Source organism: Terasakiella sediminum, from assembly GCF_033100395.1.
Taxonomy (GTDB): domain Bacteria; phylum Pseudomonadota; class Alphaproteobacteria; order Rhodospirillales; family Terasakiellaceae; genus Terasakiella.
Genome location: NZ_JAWLVJ010000015.1, coordinates 81904 through 107849, shown reverse-complemented (window position 1 = coordinate 107849; position 25946 = coordinate 81904). Strand labels below are relative to the sequence as shown.

General features: G+C 49.2%; 25 protein-coding genes. 7 read left to right on the top strand and 18 right to left on the bottom strand.

The window, feature by feature from the left end; translation table 11 throughout:
* Window positions 1–2: 2 nt before the first annotated feature.
* The gene (gene thpR / locus RYZ26_RS13105; RefSeq protein WP_317683672.1) at window positions 3–560 is read left to right on the top strand and encodes an RNA 2',3'-cyclic phosphodiesterase; all 558 of its coding nucleotides are present in this window, start codon (window positions 3–5) and stop codon (window positions 558–560) included.
* On the opposite strand, the gene RYZ26_RS13100 is transcribed toward thpR, so the two are convergent.
* From RYZ26_RS13100 to RYZ26_RS13070, 7 genes are all read right to left on the bottom strand, one after another.
* Window positions 509–2011, bottom strand: coding sequence for a DUF1835 domain-containing protein (locus RYZ26_RS13100; protein ID WP_317683671.1), 1503 nt, complete (start codon window positions 2009–2011; stop codon window positions 509–511). The two genes, thpR and RYZ26_RS13100, sit on opposite strands and share 52 nt — an antisense overlap.
* Window positions 2012–2205: 194 nt before the next feature.
* Window positions 2206–3120: a hemolysin family protein gene (locus tag RYZ26_RS13095; protein ID WP_317683670.1), complete on the bottom strand. Its 915-nt coding sequence runs from the start codon at window positions 3118–3120 to the stop codon at window positions 2206–2208.
* A 33-nt stretch (window positions 3121–3153) separates the two neighbouring features.
* Complete coding sequence (gene ybeY, locus RYZ26_RS13090) at window positions 3154–3654, bottom strand: rRNA maturation RNase YbeY (RefSeq protein ID WP_317683669.1); 501 nt, start codon at window positions 3652–3654, stop codon at window positions 3154–3156.
* Entirely contained in the window at window positions 3651–4697 is a 1047-nt protein-coding gene (locus RYZ26_RS13085) for a PhoH family protein (RefSeq protein ID WP_411576871.1), read from the bottom strand. The genes ybeY and RYZ26_RS13085 overlap by 4 nt, the downstream gene beginning before the upstream one ends.
* Window positions 4698–4699: 2 nt before the next feature.
* Complete coding sequence (gene miaB / locus RYZ26_RS13080) at window positions 4700–6049, bottom strand: tRNA (N6-isopentenyl adenosine(37)-C2)-methylthiotransferase MiaB (RefSeq protein ID WP_317683667.1); 1350 nt, start codon at window positions 6047–6049, stop codon at window positions 4700–4702.
* 73 nt (window positions 6050–6122) lie between these two features.
* Window positions 6123–6977 carry a TIGR02285 family protein gene (locus tag RYZ26_RS13075; RefSeq protein ID WP_317683666.1) on the bottom strand — a complete coding sequence of 285 codons (855 nt, stop codon included), beginning with the start codon at window positions 6975–6977 and terminating at the stop codon, window positions 6123–6125.
* A 41-nt stretch (window positions 6978–7018) separates the two neighbouring features.
* A complete protein-coding gene (locus RYZ26_RS13070; protein WP_317683665.1) occupies window positions 7019–7438 on the bottom strand; it encodes a Fur family transcriptional regulator in 420 nt (139 codons plus the stop codon).
* A gap of 181 nt (window positions 7439–7619) precedes the next feature.
* Between RYZ26_RS13070 and RYZ26_RS13065 the strand changes: the two genes are divergently transcribed.
* Both RYZ26_RS13065 and RYZ26_RS13060 read left to right on the top strand, forming a co-directional pair.
* Complete coding sequence (locus RYZ26_RS13065; protein WP_317683664.1) at window positions 7620–8414, top strand: formylglycine-generating enzyme family protein; 795 nt, start codon at window positions 7620–7622, stop codon at window positions 8412–8414.
* A 147-nt stretch (window positions 8415–8561) separates the two neighbouring features.
* Entirely contained in the window at window positions 8562–9701 is a 1140-nt protein-coding gene (locus tag RYZ26_RS13060) for a D-alanine--D-alanine ligase family protein (protein ID WP_317683663.1), read from the top strand.
* Between the two features lie 6 nt (window positions 9702–9707).
* Here RYZ26_RS13060 and RYZ26_RS13055 read toward each other — a convergent pair whose 3' ends face one another.
* Window positions 9708–10568, bottom strand: a complete 861-nt coding sequence (locus tag RYZ26_RS13055; protein WP_317683662.1) for a hypothetical protein — start codon at window positions 10566–10568, stop codon at window positions 9708–9710.
* 346 nt (window positions 10569–10914) lie between these two features.
* On the opposite strand from RYZ26_RS13055, the gene RYZ26_RS13050 reads away from it, so the two are divergent.
* On the top strand, window positions 10915–11139 hold the full coding sequence (locus tag RYZ26_RS13050; RefSeq protein WP_317683661.1) for a hypothetical protein: 225 nt from the start codon (window positions 10915–10917) through the stop codon (window positions 11137–11139).
* Between the two features lie 13 nt (window positions 11140–11152).
* On the opposite strand, the gene RYZ26_RS13045 is transcribed toward RYZ26_RS13050, so the two are convergent.
* Complete coding sequence (locus tag RYZ26_RS13045) at window positions 11153–13528, bottom strand: DNA translocase FtsK (protein WP_317683660.1); 2376 nt, start codon at window positions 13526–13528, stop codon at window positions 11153–11155.
* A gap of 199 nt (window positions 13529–13727) precedes the next feature.
* On the opposite strand from RYZ26_RS13045, the gene RYZ26_RS13040 reads away from it, so the two are divergent.
* On the top strand, window positions 13728–14390 hold the full coding sequence (locus RYZ26_RS13040; RefSeq protein WP_317683659.1) for a Crp/Fnr family transcriptional regulator: 663 nt from the start codon (window positions 13728–13730) through the stop codon (window positions 14388–14390).
* Between the two features lie 70 nt (window positions 14391–14460).
* A complete protein-coding gene (locus RYZ26_RS13035) occupies window positions 14461–14661 on the top strand; it encodes a YgaP family membrane protein (RefSeq protein ID WP_317683658.1) in 201 nt (66 codons plus the stop codon).
* A 101-nt stretch (window positions 14662–14762) separates the two neighbouring features.
* On the opposite strand, the gene RYZ26_RS13030 is transcribed toward RYZ26_RS13035, so the two are convergent.
* The 5 genes from RYZ26_RS13030 to RYZ26_RS13010 all read right to left on the bottom strand — a co-directional run bounded on the left by RYZ26_RS13030 (window position 14763) and on the right by RYZ26_RS13010 (window position 20091).
* The gene (locus RYZ26_RS13030) at window positions 14763–16103 is read right to left on the bottom strand and encodes a DEAD/DEAH box helicase (protein ID WP_317683657.1); all 1341 of its coding nucleotides are present in this window, start codon (window positions 16101–16103) and stop codon (window positions 14763–14765) included.
* Between the two features lie 287 nt (window positions 16104–16390).
* Complete coding sequence (locus RYZ26_RS13025) at window positions 16391–16909, bottom strand: phasin family protein (protein ID WP_317683656.1); 519 nt, start codon at window positions 16907–16909, stop codon at window positions 16391–16393.
* Between the two features lie 220 nt (window positions 16910–17129).
* Window positions 17130–17936: a pyrroline-5-carboxylate reductase gene (proC, locus tag RYZ26_RS13020; protein WP_317683655.1), complete on the bottom strand. Its 807-nt coding sequence runs from the start codon at window positions 17934–17936 to the stop codon at window positions 17130–17132.
* A 221-nt stretch (window positions 17937–18157) separates the two neighbouring features.
* Complete coding sequence (locus RYZ26_RS13015) at window positions 18158–18820, bottom strand: hypothetical protein (protein WP_317683654.1); 663 nt, start codon at window positions 18818–18820, stop codon at window positions 18158–18160.
* 83 nt (window positions 18821–18903) lie between these two features.
* Window positions 18904–20091, bottom strand: a complete 1188-nt coding sequence (locus RYZ26_RS13010) for a DNA recombination protein RmuC (RefSeq protein ID WP_317683653.1) — start codon at window positions 20089–20091, stop codon at window positions 18904–18906.
* A gap of 120 nt (window positions 20092–20211) precedes the next feature.
* On the opposite strand from RYZ26_RS13010, the gene RYZ26_RS13005 reads away from it, so the two are divergent.
* A complete protein-coding gene (locus tag RYZ26_RS13005) occupies window positions 20212–21621 on the top strand; it encodes a DUF4139 domain-containing protein (protein ID WP_317683652.1) in 1410 nt (469 codons plus the stop codon).
* Window positions 21622–21623: 2 nt separating this feature from the next.
* Here RYZ26_RS13005 and RYZ26_RS13000 read toward each other — a convergent pair whose 3' ends face one another.
* From RYZ26_RS13000 to RYZ26_RS12985, 4 genes are read right to left on the bottom strand one after another with little or no spacing between them, the layout of a single operon-like run.
* Complete coding sequence (locus tag RYZ26_RS13000; protein ID WP_317683651.1) at window positions 21624–22376, bottom strand: methyltransferase domain-containing protein; 753 nt, start codon at window positions 22374–22376, stop codon at window positions 21624–21626.
* Window positions 22357–23769, bottom strand: a complete 1413-nt coding sequence (locus tag RYZ26_RS12995; protein WP_317683650.1) for a sensor histidine kinase — start codon at window positions 23767–23769, stop codon at window positions 22357–22359. Before RYZ26_RS12995 ends, RYZ26_RS13000 begins: the two co-directional genes overlap by 20 nt.
* A gap of 9 nt (window positions 23770–23778) precedes the next feature.
* The gene (locus RYZ26_RS12990) at window positions 23779–25203 is read right to left on the bottom strand and encodes a dihydrolipoyl dehydrogenase family protein (RefSeq protein WP_317683649.1); all 1425 of its coding nucleotides are present in this window, start codon (window positions 25201–25203) and stop codon (window positions 23779–23781) included.
* Window positions 25200–25943, bottom strand: coding sequence for a TVP38/TMEM64 family protein (locus tag RYZ26_RS12985; RefSeq protein ID WP_317683648.1), 744 nt, complete (start codon window positions 25941–25943; stop codon window positions 25200–25202). The genes RYZ26_RS12990 and RYZ26_RS12985 overlap by 4 nt, the downstream gene beginning before the upstream one ends.
* Window positions 25944–25946: the final 3 nt, after the last annotated feature.

The following is a 25946-nucleotide window of genomic DNA, read 5'->3' as shown; positions in this document are numbered from 1 at the left end:
CCATGTTACGCCTTTTTATTGGGCTGGAGTTGCCCATCGCTATTCAGGACAGGTTGGAACCTTTATGTTCCGGCCTGCGTGATGCCCGATGGGTGACCCCGCATAATATGCATATCACGCTGGGATTCGTGGGAGATGTGGATGAAGGGGCGGCGCGCGATCTCCATGAAACGCTTGGTGATATCCGGTTCGACCCGTTTGAACTTTACTTAAGCGAGGTGGATTGTTTCGCCCATAAAAAACAACCCACCATCGTCTGGGCCGGAGTAAAGGGGGATTTGGACGCCCTTCATCACCTGTACAGCAAGACCCTCAAGGCGATTGAGTTGGCTGGGCTAGAACCGGAACGGCGCAAATATAAGCCGCATGTGACGCTGGCCCGCATGAAGCAGATGCCAAAAGAAAAATTGCTGTCCTACATGGAAGCCAATAATTTCTTTAAAACCGACAGTTTCGAGGTCAGTCACTTTGCCCAGTTTCGCTCCCACCTCACCCGACACGGTGCGGACTATGAGGTTTTGGCGAGATATGGCTCGGACCCGTCAAAGACCCAATTCTGATCCTGACTGCCATCAACCTTGATCCCGCCGATCCAGCGGGTGGTCGGGTTGTCGGCGAGCCAGTTGACCTCTCCCTTCACCAGTTTTTCACCGTATGCGGTGAGTTTCAGGATTTCCTTGCCTTCAAACGGGTCGGGCGTGTCGATCTTGCCGATGACTTGCAGGGCAGGCTGTTCGCTTTCCCAGAGATGATCCAGACTGGCGAAGAACGTCAGATCCCCGTGATAGGGCTGCGGGTCGTTTTCTGCCAGGCAAAAGAGAAACAGGCGGCGCAGCACCATGGTTTCTTCTCTGGATAGAATATCCAGCACAAGACGCTCACACAGCCCCAGGCCATTGTGCGGGCTGGGGAGTTCGGACAGCATGCGGATGATGGCCTGCTGCATCAGGGGCAGGGGGGCGTTTTCGATTTGACTGAGGTGCCAAAGCTCGCGTGGGTCGCTGGATGTATAAGCCTTCCAGATATCCCGACCAAAGCGGATCATATCCGGGGTAACGGTCACGCGTTGCTGATAAAGCAGTCTCAGATTTTCCTTCTGTCCGCTGATTTGCCCGATCCCGGTAAAACGTTTAACCCCGGGGAAATGGTCGATCTGAACGATCTCAAGGGGTGGCAGATCTTTATCTGCGAGATGATAGAGCAGGTAAGTGAGACAGAGCTGATCATAAGCATCATGTTCAAACCAGAGGGTGATTTGATCAAAATCAGCAGGCAGATTTTGAACGAAGCTTTGTTCCTCAACCAAATCTTGATCCATATGGGCTTGACGTTCGGGCGGCAGGAAATGACCGAGCTTGTCGCGCATGTATTTTTGTCGCAGGCTCAGGGCTTCACCTGTCATTTTTGGTGCAGTGACGGGTCCGATAACAAAAGGATTGATGACTTCTTTGAAGGTTCCGATAAAACCAGCCTCACTTAAGGCGGGTTTGATATCATCGCCACAGCGAAGGTGCAGGTTTTTTTTCGTATCTGGTTGATATTCTCTGGAACTGATCTGTTTTAGGGCCTCAAGGTGATGTTTCAGTTTCGGCCAGCTATCAAATCCATTCTCAAGCGCCAGAATATGATGCATATCGGCAAGGGTGAGCTCAATGAGCGAGCGGGTTTTGTTTTTGATTTTTGGATGGATGTCTTTTACCCGCATGAGCGCCAGTGGCTGTTTGGCTTTGACGGCCTTTAATAAAGACTTGGCCTCTTTCTTCATCTTATCCAGCGATAGTTTTCGGCTGGATAAATTCTGTCGCATCACCACCATACGGGCATCTTGCAGGGTCGGCGTGAAATCGTCGCGTCCGCCCAATGGGTGGTTTTCTTTTAGCGCGTTCAGGGCAATGGGGTCCTGCTGCCGGATATCTTCTAACAGAAGTTCGGCTTCCAGGCTCAGGTCAAACTGGTTTTGATGCGACGATTGGGTCAGGCCCACGATGGGCGCTTTGATATAATCAGACATACGAGTTTCCTATCATCAACGCATCCGCCCAACGTCAAGAAATCGTATGAGGTCATATGTAGAAAGTGGTTTCTTGCAAGGCTGAGCCTTTTTCCGCGGATGAGGGGGCAAGCAAGTATTGCGGGAGAAAGTTTAGGGCAGGGGAAACCGGATTGTCAATGGCAAGTGGTGGGGCGGTGAAAAGATGAAAAAAATTAAACAGATAGTGCCTTTAATGCGGCAATATTCTGAATGCGCAGACGATGAATACGGCGGGGGTCAGCTTCCAGAATTTCAAATTCCAGGCCACTCATATGTGTCACCACTTCGCCACGGATAGGCACGTGCCCCGTGATGGAGAAGACCAGGCCACCTAATGTATCAATATCTTCGCGTTCTTCTTCGCTTAGGAAGGTGCCGATCTGGTCTTCCACATCTTCCAGTTCCCAGCGGGCATCCGCATCGATTTTGCCATCGGCGCGTTCCACATGCAGGTCGCCTTCGGGGCGGTCGTGTTCATCTTCGATCTCGCCAACGATTTCTTCTACCAGGTCTTCAATGGTGACCAGACCGTCCGTGCCGCCAAATTCATCGACCATCAGGGCCATATGGACCCGTTTGGTGCGCATTTCCAGCAACAGTTCCAGAACACGGGCACTGGGGGAAACATACAAGACTTTTCGACAGACAGTTGCCAGATTAAACGGTGTATCCTTGGTCTGGCAGGCAATCACGTCCTTGATATGGACCATCCCGATGGGATCATCCAGATCTTCCCCATATACAGGCAAGCGAGAATGGCCTTCCTGGGTCATCAGTTTGACAACATCCTCCAGCTGACTGTCCACAGCCACCGCACAAATGTCGGAGCGTGGCACACAGACGTCTTCGATGGTGCGTTCACGCAGGCCAAAAATATTTTTGAGGATTTGTGCTTCTTCGGCTTCTAAAGGGGCAGCTTGTTCTTCGCGTTCGTCCAGCAATTCTTCCAGCGTTTCACGCACGCTGTTATCGCCGTTGCTTTTTTTGCGAAAAGGGTTCAGCCGTCCAAGTAATCCGGCTTCTTCTTGTTGCTGGTTCTGCCCCAGGTCCTGCTGGGGCTGGCTACTGTCGCCGTTTTGGTCGTTCATTGTCTCTTAATATCTATATTCGAAAGAAGTCACTTATGACTGTGCCCCAGAATCATAGGGGTTCGCAATGCCTAATTGCGCTAAAAGGTCGATTTCAAGGCTTTCCATCTCTTCTGCCTCTTCGTCATCCATATGATCAAAGCCGATCAGGTGTAAAACACCGTGAATGATCAGGTGGCTTAGGTGGTCATCAAAGGAAATCTTCTGGTCTTCGCTTTCCGCTTTCACCACACCATAAGCCAACACGATATCGCCCAGATGAACTGGTCCCGGTTCCAGTGCAATCTCACCGGGGGCCGGGCTTTCAAGGGCGGGGAAGGACAGCACGTTGGTGGGCTTATTTTTTTCGCGATAATCCCGGTTCAACTCTTGAATATGGTCATCCCCTGTCAATACGATGCTAAGCTCGCAGGGACGCCCGCCCGTATCTGTCGCACAGGATTTCAGCGCCAGCATGACCCGATCACGGATCAGATTTTCACAATTGGGCCATTGATCATTTTCAACAGCAATATCCAGATCACCTAAAATCATTTCTTGGGTCTTCTGCCACGTGGTTTTTCGTAAATCTCTGCGTCCGGGCGATCTTTTTCTGCCTTATCGTAGGCATCGACAATGCGTTTCACCAGGCGGTGGCGCACCACGTCTTTTTCGGTAAAGCGAATGGCTGAAACACCCTTGACGCCATCCAGTGTTTCCAAAGCATCACGCAAGCCTGAGCGTACCCCATGGGGCAAATCGACCTGGGACAAATCGCCTGTAACGACCATGTGGGAACCTTCGCCCAGACGGGTCAGAAACATCTTCATCTGCACGGCCGTGGTGTTTTGTGCCTCATCCAGAATGACATAAGCATGCGAAAGTGTGCGGCCACGCATAAAGGCCAGCGGTGCAATCTCGATCTCACCCTTTTCCATGCGTTTTTCCACCTGATCCTGGGGCAGCATGTCATAAAGCGCATCATAAATGGGGCGCAGGTACGGATCGACCTTTTCCTGCATATCACCGGGCAGAAAACCCAGCTGCTCACCTGCTTCAACAGCAGGACGTGACAGAATGATGCGGTCAACTTCACCCGTGGTCAAAGCTTCCACCGCCTTGGCAACGGCCAGATAAGTTTTACCTGTGCCTGCCGGACCCACACCAAAGACCAATTCATTGGCATCGATGGCACGCAGGTAAGTTGCCTGCAACGTTGAACGGGGCGAGATATGTTTTTTGCGAGTTTTCACCACCATGGCAGTGTCAGGCAGCGAGGCTTTTTTCTTTTTCGCCGTTTCAATCACATGGGGGGCCTGATCGCCGTCAATCGCCATGCGGATCGCGCCGTCAACTTCGGCAGAACCGACAACCATGTCTTTTTTCAAGCGCGCATAGAGGCTTTCCAGCACGGCCTTGGTGCGATTTACATTTTCCGGGTCACCCACAACAATCAGCTGATTGCCGCGTTCATGGATCGTGACTTCCAACATTTGTTCAAGACGGGCCAGATGGCGGTTATGTTCCCCGAACAGATCGGGCAGCAGTCCATTGTCTTCAAAATCCAATGTCAGATTAATTTCGTCACTCACGTTTATTTTTATCCTATTAATTCAGCGCCCAAACTGCTCGGGCGCGCACTGATGATTTTAAGATCACGGATTTGGCCGACTAAATCAAGTGGCGCTTCCACATGGACCGGTTGCATGTAGGGGCTGCGACCCACCAGCTGACCTAGATTGCGTCCTTCACGTTCCAGCAAAATCGGGAATTCCTTGCCGATGCAGCTGTCGTTAAAATCAGACTGAATATCGTTTAACAGTTTCTGCAAAATCTGCAGACGCTCATTCGCAACTGCCTTTTCCACCTGTAAATCCATGGTGGCGGCAGGTGTGCCGGGGCGTGCGCTGTATACGAAAGAGAAAGCCTGAATAAAGCCAACCTGACGGATAATGTCTAGCGTATCTTCAAAATCACGTTCATTCTCACCGGGAAAGCCGACGATAAAGTCAGAAGATAAAGCCAGGTCCGGGCGGGCTGCTTTCAGCTTGGCGATGATTTCCAGATATTCTTCGCGGGTGTGATTGCGGTTCATGGCCGCAAGCACACGGTTGGAGCCAGCCTGAACGGGTAAATGCAAGTATGGCATTAACTGGGGCACTTCAGCGTGGGCAGAGATAAGATCATCGTCCACTTCGGCGGGATAAGAGGTGGTATACCGGATACGTTCTAGCCCATCAATTTCCGCCAGTTCCCGGATCAAACGGCCCAATGTCCATTCCCCACCACGGCCATCATCACCGTGATAAGCATTGACGTTCTGGCCCAATAACGTGATTTCCAGCGCGCCTTGATCCACAAGCTGGCGGGCTTCTTTCAAGACATGTTCCACCGGGCGGGAATATTCAGCCCCGCGCGTATAAGGCACCACGCAATATGTACAGAATTTGTCACAGCCTTCCTGAATGGACAGGAAAGATGAATAGCCTTCCGGTTTTACAGGGTCCGGCAGAAAATCAAACTTATCTTCTTCCGGGAATTCGGTCATCAGGATGCCACGGCCTTTATCATCCCCTGCACGGTGCGCTTTTGCCAACATCTCCGGCAGGTTATGATAGGACTGCGGGCCAAAAACCATATCTACATAAGGCGCACGGCGCGATATCTCTTCGCCTTCGGCCTGGGCGACACATCCGGCTACCGCGATGACCATTTCATTGTCATCATCGCGTTTCTTTTTGATGTTCTTCAGACGCCCCAGTTCGGAATAGACTTTTTCAGACGCTTTTTCACGGATGTGGCAGGTGTTCAGGATGACCATATTGGCATCTTCCGGCCCGTCTGTGGTCTCAAACCCCAACGGTTTCAACACATCTTCCATGCGTGATGAATCATAGACATTCATTTGGCAACCATAGGTCTTGATAAAAAGCTTTTTCTGCGCAGTCATCGTCAATCACATCTGTTAAGGGGTAGAAAAATACTTGAGTGGCGATGTAAGCCTATGAGGCCTGCGAGTCAAGTTATTCAGCAAAAACCGTCTTGACCATTTTAAGGTATATTTTACGCAAATCTTCAGGCAGCCAGCGGGCATAAAACCCGGCAAATTCATCACTGGTGCGATATTTCAAGGTTAAGGCATTCACATCCGTGATAAATTGCGCATTCCAGTCGCCTTTTGCACATCCGATCTGCGCCAGTTTATAAGGTTTGTCCCCTGCGATATTGAGAAACAGCATCTGATCAGCCTTATCCAGCTGGGTCATCACATAAAGCCCTTCTTCCGGGCGGCCAATCACCGCATCCAGACGCCCACCCAGAAGCAGCTTTATCTCTTTATCCGTTTCTTTCAAACCTGTTTTGCGCATCAAAACAGCAGACCTGTCCTGATGGGTTTCAATCACCTGATCAATCACTTGCGAATACGATCGTTTGGCGTGATAGCGAACCTTAAGGGTGCTTTCTGTCACCAGCTTGTCAAAATCAACCGTGTGATCATCTACCATATAAGGAGCAAACCGTTTGGCATTTTCCTTGGTGGTAATCAGCCCGTTGGCGAATTGGGCGATATTGGGTTCCAGATAATCAACAAATTCAGCACGATCTTTTTTCCACAGTAATGAGCCATGGCATATCTGTTCGCCTTTTTGCATATTGTTTAAAACACGCTGTAGGCTGGCCGTAATTTTCTGGTGATCATATTGCGGTAAATGGCGGATGTAAAAATCGATCATCTGATCGGTGACGCCCTGTCCGGCCAAGTCACCTCTTATAATGGTAAATGGCGGAAAATCTGTTCTCCCCCATTTGACATGCTGATCCTCTGCCCAGACCGGGACAGACATCATACAAACAAGGTAAAAATACAGATATTTCAAAAGATCACTCCAATCAGTAGAATGATTGAATTGTATCGAAACTACTTGTCGCTATCAAGCGGAACGCCAAAAAGTTCCATACGGTGATCTACAAGTTTAAAGCCAAGTTTTTCTGCAATTTTTCGCTGTAGCTCTTCAATCTCATCATCATGAAATTCATAGATTTTGCCGGACTGGACATCAATCAGATGATCGTGATGATCTTCGGATGCTTCTTCGTAGCGTGCACGGCCATCGCCGAAATCAAGACGTTCAACAATGCCGGCTTCTTCAAACAAACGCACCGTGCGATAAACGGTCGCGATAGAGATTTTCGGGTCCACTTCGCTGGAACGGCGATAGACTTCTTCCACGTCTGGATGGTCATCAGAATTGGAAAGTACCTGTGCGATCACACGGCGTTGTCCCGTCATTTTCATGCCTTTTTCGACACACATTTCTTCAATGCGAGAAACCGTCATGTTCCAAATACCTCTACCTGCGTTTTTTGAATTCCATTCTGCTTTCTAGTTGCGAATGGAGGTTGCCATATAATGCCAATTATTCATTTTCTGTCAATAAGAAGCATTATTATCACCTACATTTAAATGCTTCTAATCCAGCCCTCTTGATCAATTACGAAATATGCGTCACCCTAACCCTATGTTTAGATTGTTTTTCTTCTTAAGCCTTGTTCTGGCCTCGAACAGTTTTGCTGACACAGCACTCAAACCGGGTGATGAGTTTCAGGACTGCGAAGCCTGTCCGAAAATGATCGTGGTTGGTCCCGGCAGCTTCATCATGGGTGATGACGACAATTATAAATACGAACGTCCCACTCACAAGGTCACCATCAATTACCCTTACGCCTTGGGGAAATATGAAATCACCTTTGATGAATGGGCAGCCTGCGCACAAGAATTGGGCTGCAAGGAAGAACCGGACGATCACGGCTGGGGCAAGGGGCGATACCCCATCATCAATCTGACTTATGAAGACATCGGCCATTACCTGACATGGATTTCGAAAAAGACCGGACAGACCTATCGCCTGCCAAGTGAGGCCGAATGGGAATATGCCGCACGTGCGGGCACCACAACGGAATATTGGTGGGGCGATAAACCGGGGAAAAACAAGGCCAATTGCCGTAAATGCGGATCAAAATGGTCCGGCCATGGTTCCGCCCCCGTTGGATCGTTTGAACCCAACCCCTGGGGTTTCCACGATATGCACGGCAATGCCTGGGACTGGGTGGCTGATTGCTGGTCGCCCCATTATGCCCTTGCCCCCGCAGACGGGTCCGCGCGCATGGATGGCAATTGCAAAGAACGGGTCACACGCGGTGGGTCCTGGTACTATTTCCCCAAGCTCTCGCGCTCTGCCTATCGTTATAAAAACAACGTGAATGTCTTTAGTTATAATATTTCATTCCGCGTGCTGCGTGAGATTAAGCAGTAGAAAGCAATCATTACTGCCTCAACGAAGAATACAAAAATTAATAAAAAGTAAATAAATAATTTATAATTAGTTAATCTACTTCATTACGTTTGATTAATACTTTTCATTTACTATCAAAGCATATCAATAACTATAAAGTGTCTCAAGATGTACTTTGATAATAAAACAGGCCTCAAAAGCAAGACCCGGAATTATTCTGGTCAGAAAAACCAACTGAGAAAGGCATTTATTATCTATGAGGACCGGGACAAATGGCTGGCAAGTGACAAGGCGCAGGCTTATGACAAAGCTGACGCAAAAGAGATGTCGAAATGGCTTATGCCCAAAGAAGCCGTCGCCAATACACTAGATATCCTTCGTAACAATTCTACAAATAACAGTATCCAGTTCGAAATTATTGAACTTGATGACTGGAAAAGTGATTTCCACAATTTTATTAAGAATCATTCAGAAGACTCCATTCTCTGGCCGATCACAGATGGCTTTGGCCTGTTCCATGGCAGCCATGTCATCAGCATGGCAGAACTTTATGGACTAAGATGTTTTGGCTGTGGCGTACAAGCGCATGTCTTTGCACAGGATAAATTCAAACTGACCACCTTATGTGAAAATATTGGCATTTCGGTGCCCGCTTCACAACTTGTTGATAATCAGTCTATTATTGCGCAAACACAACGTTGTGTTTTTTCAAGATACTTTGTTAAGCCCAATTCACTCGGCAATAAAATCGGCATTAACAAACATTCAAAATGCACCGATCACACGCAGGCTTTGGCGCAGGCACGCCAGCTTCAGGAAGCCACATTCGATAAAATTCTGATCCAGGAATATATTTCCGGTGTCGATTTGCGGGTGACCTATATTAACACGGGCACAGGCGAGGCACCGCAATATGGCTTTCACCTCATCCCGTTTGATGACGAAAAAGGTCTTCCTTTTATCTCTCGCTATGATCGGGTTTCCAAATATCACGGCTACACCGACCTGCGCCATACGGACCGTTTTTCTGAATTGCAGGTTAAGCGACTGATAAACGGGATCGAAGAAAACCTCGACACATTCTCACAACATGTTGAAATAAAAGACTATTTTACCTTTGATTTCCGCGTGGACGAGAATGGCAAAGCCTGGCTTGTTGACTTCAATCCTGGTGCCTTTTTGTTTGGCAGCGATGTTGAAGGCTATACGGAATACTGCTTTAACAAAAACCTTGGCAGCGCTTTAAACAATGCGCTCTCCAAAGCGTTTTACGAAGAAAATGCGCTTCTGTCTCAAAGCGTTGCATAATGCCGATTAGTCAATCGGCACATCTTTCCACGCATCAATGAAATTGAGCCATTTCTCACCTGCGACGCGACGAACATAGTCCTGATCCACATAGAAAAGACCGTCTTCTTTTACTTTTTCAACTTCTTCTGCTGATGTTTTAATCAGAACTAGGCGGTCGGTATAAAGATGCCCCTGACCACCAGAAGTCAAATCTGACACGTATCCGTACAGTCCTGTAATTTTATCATTCACGATATCAATTTTCGCTTCCAATCCGGACCAGAAAACCTCTTGATTATTGCCCGCAGAAGTAGTTTTCTTCTCTCCTAAGATATTGATAACTTTTCCTACAATAGACACAGAACCAATATAGATTTGTTTCTCATCTTCATGTGCCCAAAAATCTTTGTATTCCAGAGAACCATCAGAGTTATTTTCAATAGAGACGGTTGCTTGAATATAGGGCCGCTCTTGAAGGGCTTGCTCTTTGTCGTGCCTTAAGAGTAAATAATCCCCAACGTAAAGAGACGTATCCTTTGCGTTAATTGCAGAATCAATAAGTAAGTTTGGAACATGAATATTGTAATTACAAAGAATAGCAGCTTTTAACTTGGAAAGACCAATCTTTTCACACCAAATCATATCGTCATTAATTGTAAAAAATTCAAGCTTGAGAACCTTTTCCCCATCCTGATTTTTACAAAATTTACAAAGACTCTTGATGAAATCCACCTCAAGTGATTTCTTGATTTTTTTAACATCAATTCGCCAACGCTGAATTGTTGTTTTATCCCGACTAATTTCTTTTGCAATCTTCGAATTATCAATCTCAAAACTCAATGCCTTCAAGATATCCAATCTTAATTGTAAGTTGGGAAAATTCATTGTTAATGCGTCCTTAGTAACAAACTTAACATGACTTATAACAGGTTGTTTTTTGCATATCAATACTCCTAATGTTCTTCCGTGCTATTTTTCGCGATGCATCCTGATGCATGCATATTCATGCATCGTGATGCATTTATATGGCATAAAGTGCTATTTTATATAATTTTTTAAAAAAGATTATCGCTTCATATAGTTTGATACGGTGAATTTTGAGTCGCGACTCATGACAAGAATAATGTCGAAGAAAAGTCTTAAAGCTCACCCAATCGTTTTTTTGAGTAGCTTACCGCATTTTTGCAAACGCTCTATGTTTGGCCCTCGATTCCAATCAAGGAGAAGTTTTATGACTTTAGAACAATACTATGAGGAACTTAATGCCCTGAAATTACGTTTTACTGGTACCACTTATGGTGCAATCTATGAATATGTACGTAATGATGGCGTTATTGTTCCAATTACTTCAACTGCACTCCAAACCCCTAATGGTCGAATTTGCAGTCTCATTTCTATTAAGCGCTACCTTGCAAAGAGAGATGAGGAGTTTGATGGGTTAAAAAATGGTTGGTAATACACACAGCCTCTTACTCAACCCCATCCTTACCCGCCAGAATCTTACGGCGGCCCACCCGGTCCGGCGCAGACACAATTCCGTCTTCTTCCATCTGATCTACAATGCGTGCAGCGCGGTTGTAGCCGATGGAGAGGCGGCGTTGGATGTGGCTGGTGGAGGCTTTGCCGTCCTGAATACAGATTTGTACGGCCTGATCATAAAGTGCATCGCCGCTTGATGTATTACCACCCACAGAACCTGCTGGCATCACCAGACCGTCAATGGGTTCATCACTTTCTTCGGTGACGGCATCAAGATATTTCGGTTCGCCCTGTTTCTTCAGGTGCGTGACCACTTCTTCCACTTCTTCATCAGAAGCAAACGGACCATGGACACGGGAGACCTGGCCGCCCCCCGGTTTAAAGAGCATATCCCCCATCCCCAGAAGCTGTTCGGCCCCTTGGGTTTCCAGGATGGTGCGGGAATCGATTTTGGTGGTTACGGTAAAGGAAATACGTGACGGGAAGTTTGCCTTGATCGTCCCGGTCATCACATCCACCGATGGACGCTGTGTCGCCATGATCAAATGGACACCGGCGGCACGTGCTTTTTGCGCCAAAGACTGAATACAAGCATCAATCTCTTTGCCCACCTGAAGCATCAGATCGGCAAATTCATCGACGATGATGACAAGGAACGGCATCGGTTCCATATCAAGGGGCTGTTCTTCAAAGATCGGCTTGCCTGTTTCCGGGTCAAACCCTGTCTGAACACGACGGGTCAGGACTTCACCTTTCTTGCGGCTTTCCGCCAGTTTCGCGTTATAGCCGGAGATATTGCGAACGCCCAGGTTTGACATCATGCGGTAACGTTCATTCATTTCCTGCACGCACCATTTAAGCGCCATCACCGCTTTGCCCGGCTCCGTCACAACAGGGGACAGCAGATGCGGAATACCGTCATAGACAGACAGTTCCAGCATCTTCGGGTCAATCATGATGAACTTGCACTCTTCCGGCGTCATGCGATAAAGCAAGCTCAGGATCATGGTATTGACCCCGACTGATTTACCAGACCCCGTGGTCCCGGCAACCAACAGGTGCGGCATACGCGCAAGGTCTGCCATGACGGGTTGTCCACCAATATCTACACCCAGCGCCATGTTGAGCGAGGCTTTCGGATTATCAAAACTTTGCGATTCCAGCAGTTCACGCAGATATACGGTTTCACGTTTCGCGTTCGGCAATTCAATCCCGATCACGCTGCGCCCGGGCACAACGGCAATCCGCACAGAAATGGCCGACATGGACCGCGCAATATCATCGGCCAGCGAAATTACGCGCGATGTCTTGGTGCCAGCGGCTGGTTCCAGTTCATACAAAGTCACAACAGGACCGGGACGAACCTCAACAATTTCGCCTTTTACACCAAAGTCAGCCAGTACCTGTTCCAGCAGTTCTGCATTATGTTCCAGCGCCTGACGGTCAATTTTGGCGGCTGATTTCTGCAAAGCGGTTGCTTCCGTCAGCAAATCCATCGGCGGGAAGTTATAGCTGTCCGGTGATAGGGCTAGTGATTGTTGCTTGGCTTTAGAAGCTTTTTTCGGCACGTCCATATTTACTTCCGGCTCTTTCACCCGCTTGGCCGAACGTTTGCGTTTCAAGACAGGTGCGCCTTCTTCAATCGGGCCGCCTTCTTCTTCCTCAATCATTTCTTCCAGCTTGGTGCGTTGCAGGACGCCAACGCCTTTGCGCACCGCTTCAACGGAACCGACGGCCGTCCCTTTAACGGCTGCCCCAACCCCATGGCCCATCACGGACCATTCGTTTTTGGACAAGGCCAGACCATAAATCAGACCGAAGAACCCCAGGATGCCCGCCACAGCCGCGATAGCCAGATCAAGCATCGGCACATCTGCCAGACCGACAAAGCCAACAAATGCCATCAATCGCCCATGCAGCAAAACACCGGACAAGCCGCCCAGCCCACTGCGCAACGGCCAGTCCGTTGGCGCAGGCACACTGTTAAAGGCGATGGAAAGCAACAGCGTACTGGCACACAACAAGACCAGACGCATCCATAAATTCGTTACCATCTGTTTGGACGCAATCCGCCAGGCCCATGTAAACAAGACCAGCACCGGAACGATAGAAATCACCCCGACTGACTGCACGAAGACGTCTGCCACATAGGCTCCGATGGGCCCCATCAGGTTCTGGACATCATGCGGGGAGGCGCTGTTCAGCGACGGATCACCCGAATTGTAACTGACCAGTGTCACGGACAACAATACAGCCATCGCGCCTAATAAAAGACCTGCCAACTCAATTGATCGACGCACCAAAAAGGCGTGTGCACCGGGCGGCAATAAAGGCGTGCGTTGAGTTTTTGTGTTGCTGCGGGCCATGGGTGTAAGCTCTCTTCATTCATTCAGATTCATGCATTTTATCAGTTTAGAGAAAGAGAGTTAAAGGATGGTTTACAAAGCGTTCAACTGTCATTCCTGTGCAGGCAAGAATCTCTGATGGCAATATTCATTTTTTATGATACTCCTTATCCAAACTAGATTCCTGCCTGCGCAGGAATGACGATATGTGGGCAGGACAATGAACCAGATAACCAACATCCCCGGCTTCGAAAAACTCAGCGCAGATGACGCCGCCTTCATCCAACCTCACTTGCAGCAAATAACCGTTCCGGTAGGGGCCAAAGTGTTTGAAACGGGCAGTACCTGCGGTGCTTTTCTGATGGTGCTGGATGGGTGTGTGCGGGTTCAGATGATTGGGGAAACGGGCCGCGAGATCGTGCTTTATCGGGTCGAAGACGGCCAGACCTGCATTCTGACCACCGCCTGCCTTTTATCCGGTGATCTTTATTCTGCCGAGGCAATCACCGAAAGTGAAACAACGGCCATCGCCCTGCCTGTGGCCCAGTTCAATGAACTGCTAAACCGATCCCAGGTATTCCGCGAACTGGTCTTTGCCAGCTACGGCACGCGCATTTCCAATCTGGTGTCACTGGTAGAAGAAGTCGCCTTTGGCCGGGTTGATCTGCGTCTTGCCCAGTTTCTGCTGGATCGAAGCGATAGTCAATCCATCCTGAAAAAAACCCATTACGAATTGGCTGTGGAGCTTGGTACCGCACGTGAAGTGATCTCTCGACAGCTAAAGGAATTTGAGCGTAAGGGCTGGATTACCTTGTCACGCGGACAGGTGAAAATCACTGATAAATCCGGCCTTCAGTCCTTTATTTCAGCTGAATGTGATTAAGTCACAGAAGCCACAGCCATAATCTTGTTTACTCCGTTTCAATGAGTTTTGTTATTAAGGAGTATGGGTTATGACTAAGAACGTGGGTTCTCTCGATAAAATTTTGCGCATTGTTGCCGGTCTGGCTTTGCTGGCTTTTGCCATCTTCTTCCCGGAAAATGAATATAACTGGATCGGCTTCATCGGGATCGTGCCGCTGGCAACCGCTTTACTTGGCTGGTGCCCGGCTTACACGCTGATCGGTGTGAAAACTTGTTCTACTGAAAGCTAAGCACAAACACACGCACTGTGCCCCGGCGAAGGCCGGGGTCTCTTAAAAGACGTGCATCTGCTTACAAGAGGTCCCGGCCTTTGCCGGGACACAGCAAGAACTTAGGCCGCTCGACGTTTTGGCGAACTCTTGCGGTTATTGGATTTGGCCTTGGTTTTCTTGAAAGAACCGGGGCCTTTCTTTTTAAAGCCGCCTTCCGGTTTTTTGCGTGGACCGCCGGTGCCGAACTTGCGCGGGCTGCCTTTGCCACCGCCACCAAAGCGACGACGTTTCTGATCGCCAGATGGACGTGTAAACGGCAGCGGGTCCTGATGGAACGGATGATCGGAATGAATATCAACGCGCTGCTTGATAGTGCGTTCAATCACCTGCAACAAATCACCTTCACCGTCCGTACAGAAAGACAGAGCAACACCGCTTTGACCTGCACGACCTGTACGACCGATCCGGTGTACATAGCTGTCGCCTTCCAACGGCATATCATAGTTGATCACGTGGGTGATATCGGCCACATCAATACCGCGCGCAGCCACATCCGTTGCCACCAGCAATTCAATATTGCCATTGCGGAACGCACGAAGCACGCGTTGACGCGCAGCCTGTTGACGATCCCCATGGATGGCATCGGCCTTGCGGCCTTGGCCCTTCAAATTGTCACACAGACGGTCCGCCATGGCTTTGGTGCGCGTAAAGATCAGCACTTTCTTCAGTGTCGGGTCTTCCAGCAGATGGGCCAGAAGCTTTGGCTTGTCTTTCTGCTTCATATGCATGACACGGTGATCGATGGTGGTCGCAACAGAATTTTCACGTGCAGCTTCCACAGATTTCGGTTTGTTCAACAGACCTTGTGCCAGGCCACGAACGGCCTTTGACATGGTGGCAGAAAACATCACGGTCTGACGTTCTTCCGGCATTTCAGCCGCGATCTTTTTCACATCATGGATAAAGCCCATATCCAGCATACGGTCGGCTTCGTCCAGAACGAAGGTGTGAACCTGATCAAACTTGATGGTGCCGCGTTCCATATGGTCCATCAGACGACCCGGTGTCGCAACAACGATATGCACGCCGCGTTGCAGCTGCTGCAGTTGCTGACGATAGGGTGAGCCACCGAAGATCACGGTATGGAAAATCTTCTGGCCTTTGGTGAAAGAACGGATGGTTACACCGATCTGTTGCGCGAGTTCACGGGTCGGGGCCAGAATGACACAGCGCGGTTTACCCGCAACGGTCTTTTCATTTTCTTCCAGCAAACGGTTCAGCATCGGCAGGGTGAAAGCTGCTGTCTTACCGCCGCCTGTCTGGGCAACGCCCATTAGGTCGAACCCGTTCATAAGGTGTGGGATGGATTTATCCTGAATGTGGGTCGGTTCCGTAAAACCTTGTTTCTGGACGGCGTCAAGCAACGGCTTCGCCAGACCCAACATATCAAATGTGGTCATGTCACGTATTCCTGTGTCATCTGCGTTCAAACCATCCAAATGCGTTTCGATGGCCTATAATAAACTTCCGCACATGATGCCCATATCGGGGCAAAGGAAAACGCAACCTTGGGCCTCTTTGTGCCCAGGTGCGTGCATTAACTCGCACACACGGAAAAACTTCTTGGGCGCTATATCTGCTTTTTCGCCCCCTTTGTCAAGGAAAGCTTTCGCATGCGCACAAAAGAAAGAGGCTGTTCCTCAGGGAAGGAACAGCCTCTTAAGGTAAACCTTACAGGGGGGAAGGTTTATTTTTTCAGCTTCAGAACTTCAGCTTTAACTTCGTCCAGAGACTCAGTGAAACGAGCGCGGATTGTTTCGAAAGCTTCAGTGTTAGACTTACCAGCCATCTCAGCCAGTTCACGCATGTTGGAAAGAGCTTTTTCTACAGCGTCTTTAACCAGGTCAGTTTGCTGAGCAACTTTGTCTTGTGGCTCACCAGCTGTTGCGATGTCTTTGAAAGTCGCTTGCATTTCTTCCATAGCTTGACCCAGGATCTCAGCTTGGCGTTTGAATACAGCCTGCATGCCTTCAAGAGCAACTTTGTTGGCTTGAGCCAAAGCTTCAACGTTTTTCTTCTGGCTTTCCAGAACAACGTTGCCGTCTACGCCTGGGATTTTGTATTCAGAGAACGCTTTCTGGAAGTCGCCCATGAATTTTTGTGGATCGAATTCGCCCATCAGTTTAGTCGGGTCGAAGTCGCCGAACATTTTGGAAGAATCGAAAGCGAATGGGTTAGCTTGTGTGGATTTTTTAGCGGCTGGCATTTGATTAGCTCCAAATAAAAAGTAAAAAGGTTTGCTGCACTGCAAAATTTCTGGAGCCAATATGTGTGAACTGATCAAAAGAGTCAACTCTTTTTTTGTGCGCCGCACAAACAAGAGGTTCTAATTTTCTAATATAGTCCTAAAATAGAATATAACTTATTGAAAATTAAAAACTTTGTGGTCTATGATTTTTTTGTGACGGCGCACAATAAATACCAGGCTACCCTGCCAATTCCCTGCTTCGCTGCACTGCAGCATTGATGGCATTTTCCATAATCGGTGCGATTCCGTCCTCTGCCATCAGGACTTCCAACGCGGCCTGAGTGGTCCCGCCCGGTGAGGTTACATTGATGCGCAGCTGTTCCGCCTCTATCCCGCTTTGACGCATCAGTTCGCCTGATCCGGCAACGGTGGCACGCGCTAGTTTCACCGCCAGATCGTCCGGCAGCCCCGCCTTGATCCCGGCTTGGGTCAGACATTCCGTCAGATAAAACACATAAGCCGGACCGGAACCGGAAACGGCTGTCACCGGATCGATCAGGGCTTCATCATCCACCCAACCCACTTCGCCCACAGCTTCCAGCAATTGGGTGCAGGTTTCTTTCACCGTATCGCTAACATTGTTATTGGCACAAGCCACACTGATCCCGCGACGAACAGCCGCCGGTGTATTTGGCATCACGCGCACAATGCGGGCATCTTTACCCAGAATACCTTCGAAATAAGAGATGGTCTTGCCTGCTGCAATGGACATATAGGTCGCCTGATCAGAAAAACGCTTGGCAGCCTCAACGGCCACGTCCATCACCTGTGGTTTGACCGCCAGGATCACGATGTCGGCAGGGAAGCCTTCTTCGATATCAGCCAGATCATCGACCACACGAATGTCGTGGGTATCGCGAAGGGCTTGTGCGTGTTCTTCTGATTTTTCGATAATGCGGATACTGTCTTTCGGCACGCCTTGATCCAACCAGCCTTCCAACATCGCACCACCCATTTTACCACATCCGACGAGGATCAATCCCATAACCGTTTCTCCTGATTTTTTTTGGTTGGGTTATTTTTATACGAAAGTAGGAGGCATGAAAAGAGCACCAATATCAAAAACACCGGAAAAACCTAATGCAATTTCTGATTGTTGACAATGTTGAAATTAATACACCTCAAGGTGTTGCGCTTACTCGCTCCCTAATTCAAGTGCAAAGCAATGACGGAGTTTTTTTACCTCCGTCATTACCAAGACATCAATTATTTCGGAAAACAACGATTTAGGTCTTTTGCATAGAATTTTTTTTCTGTTTCATCGAGCTTGCCCACGAGATCAAGTTTATGATACTTGAGCGTTTGGTTTGTGGGCCAACATGACAAAGCCCAATCTTTTGACACATTTACAATTTCTTGTGATTTTAGAGATGGATATTTTTCGAGAAAGTATCCTTTATCATCCTCAAACTTAGCTTCTAATTGCCCTGCTTCACTGAAATTGTTCGCAGTGAAATGACCAAGGTAATAGATATTCCCACCATCAAACTTCAGGCTTTTTGTTTTGGGTTTTTCATAGGAATGCCCTAAACGGAACTTAAAAAACCATCGGCTTAAACTGTATTCTCCAGCAGGTACTTCCATTGCCACATAAGATGTTGCCCCGCCTCTGTGTTTACGGTCCATATCTTGCGGCCCAGAGAAACGAGCAAGAGAGTCTAAGACCACCTGCCCCTCATCCGATCTCAAAACCACTGATGCTTTTCCCGGTTTAAAAACAAATATCTCCTGCATGGTTAAAAGGACGAGTGCAGTATCAGCCTTTAAGGAAATTTCAGCATTTTTTTTAAGATGTTTATTAGTAGACATACAAGAAGTGAGTGTTAAGCAGAGTAGAATAAACCCTGCATATTTCTTTATATTTTTCATTTAGTTAATCCATTAGAGCACCAAAATCGACAGTTTACAGATTAGTCATAAAAATACAACTAATGAAGTTATTGTCATATCATCTATTCAATCCGCTCTCTCGGTGGCGCCAATTCTTCTGCCGGGCTGTCTTCGCCAAGCTGAATCTCTTCGATACGTTCCCCCCGTTTGGTGATTTTGCCTGTCGTGATCTGAATATCGCGGATGTCTTTGGTGGTTTGGCTGAAGTGGCGATCCAGATTGTCGATCCGTTTATCCAGGCGTCCCACATCTTCCAGCAAGGTCATCACTTCTTTTTGAATGCGGCCTGCTTCTTCGCGCATGCGGGCATCTTTCAGGACAGCACGCACCGTATTTAAGGTCGCCATCAGCGTTGTGGGGGAAACAATCCAGACCTTGGCCTTATAGGATTTTTCTACCACATCGGTGAAATTGGCGTGCAGTTCCGCATAGATGGATTCTGAGGGCAAAAACATAAGCGCACTTTCAGCCGTTTCGCCCGGGATGATGTATTTTTCAGAGATATCTTTAATGTGCTTTAGCACATCCGCCTTAAACGTACGGGTCGCCAGAAGCTTGTCCTGGTCATTGTCGGAAGCCTGCAAAGCCTGATAACTTTCCAGCGGGAATTTACTGTCGATACAAATGGACCCCGGTGGGTTTGGCAGGTTCAAAAGACAATCCACGCGCTTGGTGTTGGATAGAGTTTCCTGAAAGCTGTAGGCAGACGGCGGCAAAGCGTTGGTGACCAACATTTCCAGCTGCACTTCGCCAAAGGCCCCACGGGTCTGTTTGTTGGATAAAATATCCTGTAAGCCCACCATCTGTTGAGACAGGTCCATGATATTCTTTTGTGCCGTATCAATAACCGCCAGACGTTCGGCCAGACCAGACATATGTTTGGCAGTGGATTTTGTTTGTTCCAACAGGCCTTCACCCATGCGGTGGGTCAGATTGTTCAAACGTTCATCCAGCGTTTTGGTAATCGCGCGTTCCTGGGTCTGCAGACGCTCATTCACTGTTTGCTGCGCGCGGTTCTGATTTTCATTCATCTGCGCAAGACGCCCGGTGAGTTCCGCCTGAACACGGCTCATTTCCTGAATTTGCAGGGCCATCTGCTCGGCCTGGGGATCAGCGATCTCTTCTACTGGTGCATTCTTTCGCATCAAGGCAAAGACAGCAACCAGCAGACTGATGACCGTTAGCCCGACCAGCACACTGATCACCAGATCGGTATTTGCCAAAAATTCTTGCAGAAATGAAACGTCCACGTCTTTGCCCTTTTAGTTATTCACGCCACACACTCATAGCATGAATTTTTTCATGTGCAAGCTTGCCCCGCACGCGGCGAACAGGCAACATGTTCTTTCATAAATTTCAAGGAGGAAGACATGTCCCATCTGCCCACCCGTATCCTGTTTGCATCCGCGCTTTTGATGTCCACATCGGCGTTGGCAGAAACCGCCCTTGATCAGTCCCACCAGAAAGATCTGGGCCTGACCATCTATCAAAACGGGTTGGGATTTGTGCGTGACCTTCGGGAAGTCAGTCTGAACAAAGGGGCGCAGAGTATCGCCTTTGAGGATGTGAGTGCACAACTGATCCCGGACAGTCTTCTTATTGCCGGTAACAACTTTTCGATTAAGGAGCGCCGCTTTGCTTTTGACCTGTTGACCCCATCCGTCCTGCTTGAAAAATCAGTGGGCGAAACCGTTTCGTTCCGTCGTTTTAATTCAGTGACCGGCAAGGATGAAGTCATCAAGGCGAAAATTCTGTCCAATCAAGGCTCATTAATCATTGAACGCGACGGTAAAATCGAGGTCGGCCAACCGGGTAATCTGGTGCTGGATCAACTGCCAAAAGGCTTACGCGCCAAACCGTCTTTGATGGCGGATATTGATGTGGCGAAAAAAGGCAATCTCGACCTTGCGCTTGGCTATCTGACCAACGGGCTGAAATGGCATACCTCTTATAGTGTGGAAGTCGCAGGCGATGGCAAGACCCTGGCTGTTCGATCCTGGGCTAATCTAACCAACACATCCGGTGTGGATTACAAAAACGCGACCCTTAATCTGGCCGCAGGTAATATCAATCGCCGCAGCCGCCCGACCCCACAGATGATGATGGCCAAATCTGCCCCGCGTGCCATGGCAATGATGGATAGTGTGGCGGAAAGTACAGCCAGCGCACCGCAATCATTGGGCGGTATTCATCTTTATCAATTGCCGGGCAAGGTGGACCTGCCACAAAAAGAAACCAAACAGGTCGCCCTGATCAAGCCGCTTTCGTTTAAAAGCAAGCGCGTGTTGGTCAAACGTTATGGCCCGGTCTATAACGCCTTTCCCCATAACACCGACACGCCCAGCCATCCACAAATTGAACTGAGCTTCACCAACACATCTGGTCAGCCCTTGCCGTCAGGTCTCGCCCGTTTGTATCGCAAGGACAATCAGGGGAATTTGCAGTTCATCGGCGAAGATAATCTGAAACGTGCCCCCAAGGACACCAAAGCGAAGCTGCATCCGGGCCAAAGCTTTGACGTCACCATCAAACGTACCCAGACGGAATTTGATCGCGACGGGAAATATAAATTCACTGCCGCTTATAAAGTCGTTGTAAAGAACGCCAAAAAGACCAAAGAAACCGTGCGCATTGAAGAAAGCTTCCCCGGTGAATGGAACCTGGAAAAAGCTAGCGACAAGTTGAAGGAACAGCAGGGCCAGCGCGCCGTCTGGCAGTTTGAAGTGCCCGCAAATGGGGAGAAATTCCTGACTTACCGCGTCAGTGTGAAGACCCGCTAAGGCTATTTCTGCGCGATCAAAAAGAACCGTTTAAACGGCATTACCGTCTTGCCATTACCTGACTTGGGATAAGCTTTGGCGATTCGGGCGCGATAATCTGTTTCAAATTCCTTGCGTGCCTGATCATCGGTCAAATCATCCAGAACGGGGCGAAGGGCGGCCCCCTTTGTCCAATCCGCTACCGGATTGTCGCCTTCCAAGATATGCTGATAAGTCGTTTCCCAGAGGTTCAGATGCATGGCCTCACTCGCCAGCCAGTCATAATATTCCTGCGGTGCATGGACCGGAAAACCGGGTGAGAGCGGATGGCCTTTCCCCAATACATCGCGGATCAACTGATGGGTCGGGGCTGCAAAATTGCTCGGCATCTGGACCGCCAGAACACCGTCATAACTCAGATAAGAAAACAAGCGCGTAAATAATCCCTCATGATCTTCCAGCCAATGAAGACAGGCATTGGAATAAATCAAATCAACAGGCCCATCCGGTTTCCATGTTGAGACATCCGCCTGCTGCCAACTGACATCAGGATAAGCAGCCTTGGCCTTTTCCAGCATATGGGGTGAACTGTCGATTCCGGTTACATCCGCATCCGGCCAGCGTTCTTTTAAAATCTGCGTGACATTACCCGGACCACAGCCCAGATCAACGATAGTGCGCGGGTTCTTCAGATGGACTTGCCCTATCAGATCAAGGGCCGGGCGCAAGCGCGGGGCATCAAATTTCAAATAAGTCTCAGGATTCCACGTCGCCATTTCCATTATCCATCACAGGCAGGGTTAACCGAAAGCAGGTCCCCTTTTCGCCCGTATGAATAAGCGCCAGGTCTCCGCCATGGGCCTGCAAGATATCACGCGCAATCACCAAACCCAAGCCTGTGCCGCCACGTCTGGCCGATCCTTCAAACGGTTTAAACAGATTTTTCAAGGCAATCTCGGGCAGGCCGGGGCCATTATCAAGCACATCAATGGCTGTCACCCCGTCTTCGGGTTTATTCAAACACGAAATTTCCACCCGCTTGGCCCCCATCTGGATGGCATTACGGGTCAGGTTGCCGAGCACGCGGCGCAACTGGGTGACATCGCCTTCGGCTTCAGCCAAATCATCGACCTGATTGATGACTTCACAATCTCGATTAAGCAAATCTTCTACATGGCTGTATACTTCATTCACCAGATCCTGCACATAAAACAGTTCCTTATCCAGACGCGGGGTACTGTTGGCGACATAGTCCATGGTTTGGGAACAAAGATCGATGGCTTGATCCACGGTTTGGGACAGTTGCGGGGCCAGTTCACGCACCTTGGCATCCGTGCTGCTCGCCAACTGGTCCGAAATCAGCATGCTTTTCGCCAGACTGTTGCGCAGGTCATGGTTGATCTTGGCCGCTGCCGCCCCAATGGCCGCCAAGCGATCTTTTTGGCGCAGCATTTTACGCAATTCGCCCTGCATTTCGCGCAACTCGTCTTCCGCCAGCCCAATTTCATCTTTGCGACCAGATGGATGAATGGTGGAACAATCATCTTCCGGGTGGGTTCTGAAATCAGCCATGTTTTTGGCAAGACGTCGAACCGGGCGCACCATCAGTAAATGAAGGCTCAGGTAAATCAGGACAGCCGTAATCAGGGAAATCACCAGCGACAGATTCAAAATCCGGCGTGAATAATCCACCATCTCCATCTTCAAGGGTGCTTCGTCCAGAATGACTTCCATATAAACATCTGGATCACGCGGGCTTGGGCCGACCACGCGTAGTACGCGATTTTCGCTCTGCCACATGGTATCAAACGCGCCAAAGACCATAGCGCCCCATTTTTCTTCTGACAAATCCACCGTCAGATTGGTCTCGGGCGGCATGTCTTTGGATAAAGCCAGCATCCGCTTCTGCCCTTCTACCAAAACAACACCATAGGCTTCGGCATGTTTTAGAAGCTGATTTTCAAGGGATTTATCCACCATATGGCCGGGCGCTGCCTCAAGTGCCAGCGCGGCCAGATGGGCGGTTTCCATATGTTCTTTAAAATAAACGTCGCGATATCGTGCAATGGACGGCACGTAGATGAAGGCTTCTGCCAGCAAAATAAAGATAATGGTCAGGATCAAAAGCCGTGCCGACAGGCTGACACGTATATCGCGCATGTTCGTCATGGTAAAAGATTATCCAAAGCTCAGCAGGAAGCGAACAATTTTCTTCGTCTTCTCACTAAACAGCGATGGCGTATAGAAAGACCCGGCCGCGCGTTTGGACACTTCACCCAATGTTGGATAAGGCGCAACGGTGGAAGCAATATCACCAATCTTCATCTTTTTCGCCAAAGCAAGTGTCCAGACCTGGATTAGTTCCCCCGCATGTGGCCCAACGATGGAAGCGCCCAGGATCAGACCTTTCGGCGTGGTCACAACCTTGACCAGACCATCGGTTTCACCTTCAGCACGGGCACGATCATTTTCAGAAAACGGCCAGCGCAGGATGCGGATTTCACCATGTTTCTTTTTCGCCGCCACTTCATCCATCCCAACGGTCGCCAGTTCCGGTGCCGTATAGGTCACCCAGGGCATGGCGGTATAATCCGCCTTCGCAGGAAGACGGAACAAGGCATTGCGAATCACAATCCCCGCATCATATCCGGCCTTATGGGTAAACTGGAACCCGCCAGCCACATCGCCAATGGCAAAAATCTTTTTGTTAGATGAACGCAGACGCGCATCGACTTTAATGCCACGCGGATCATAGGCCACATTGGCCGCTTCCAAATCAAGCCCATCCACATTGACGCGACGACCCGCCGCAACCAACAGGTGGCTACCTTGGATTTTCTCTTCCTTACCGTCACGTTCAATGGTGACTTCCACACCATCAGCTGTTTTGGTTGCACCCACGACTTTAACGCCTTCATGCAGGTTCAGACCTTCATTCTTCAGACGGGTGCGCACGATATCAACCAGTTCCGGATCATCTTTCGGCATGATGGTGAACATCTCAAGGACGCTCACTTCACAACCTAGATGTCGATGGGCCTGTGCCATCTCAATCCCGATAGGCCCACCACCGATAACGATCAGATGTTTCGGCGCTTCAGTCAGATCAAAGATATTCTCGTTTGTATAATATGGCGTTTCATCCAGACCGGGAATCGGCGGGATCATGGCACGTGATCCGGTCGAAATCACAAAGCGCTTGGCCTGAATGCGTTTGCCATCCGCTTCAATTTCTTGTGGTCCGGTAAATTTGGCCGCGGCCTGAATAACCTGAACGCCCAGACCTTCAAACCGTTCTACTGAATCATGCGGCGCAATGCCTGCGATCACGCCTTTGACATGATCATGCACAGCTTGCTGATCCACACTATCCAGTGTCGCATTGGCACCAAACTTTCCAGCATGACGCACGGCTTGTGCCGCATGACCGGCGGCCAGCAGGGCTTTGGAAGGAACGCAACCGTAGTTCAAGCAGTCGCCGCCCATTTTTCCTTTTTCAACCAGGACAACCTTGGCCCCCATTTGGGATGCGCCCGCTGCAACGGAAAGACCGCCTGATCCACCACCGATGACACAAATGTCTGTTTTAATGATCTCGCTCATGCCTTCCCCCGGTTTTTGATTTTTTTATAGACTACAGGAACCATCGCCAATAAGGCCAGTCCAATAATAGGTGTGATGATTTCAGGGCTGAAGATAATGCCCAGATCAGGTGTCCCGCCTTCATCAAAGACTGCACCCAGACCACTGCCGACACTGGCGTAAACAAAGGCCCCCGGGATAATGCCAACGAAAGTCCCTATGGTGTAAGTGCGAAGCTTCACCCCCAGCAAAGCAGGCACAAGGTTCACCAGCCAGAAGGGGAACAGGGGCACAAGGCGCAGCACCAGCATGTAGCTGAGCGCATCTTCCTGAAAGCCTTTTTCCATTTTATCCAATGTCTTGCCGACCTTGGCATGGAAGAAATCATAAAGCGCATAACGCGCCAGCAGGAAGATCCCGATGGCACCCGCTGTCGCCCCAATGACGATATAGGCCGTTGCCTCAAAAGTGCCGAACATAAATCCGCCTGCCAGAGACAGCCAGACTGCACCGGGCAGCGAAAACATTACCGCCACATGATAGGCCACCACAAAAGCCAGAACGGCCAGCACATAATTGTTTGCTGTCCAATCCAACAGGGCAATGCGGTTGTCGCGTAAGGTATCAAGGGAAATATAGTCCGCCCCACCCAAAGCAAAGAAGGCAATAATACCCCCTGCGAGAATAAGTAATGGCAGTATATTTAGTTTCTTTTTCGGCTTCGGTGGATTTGTATCCGTCATTTCGTTCACTACAGTCATGGG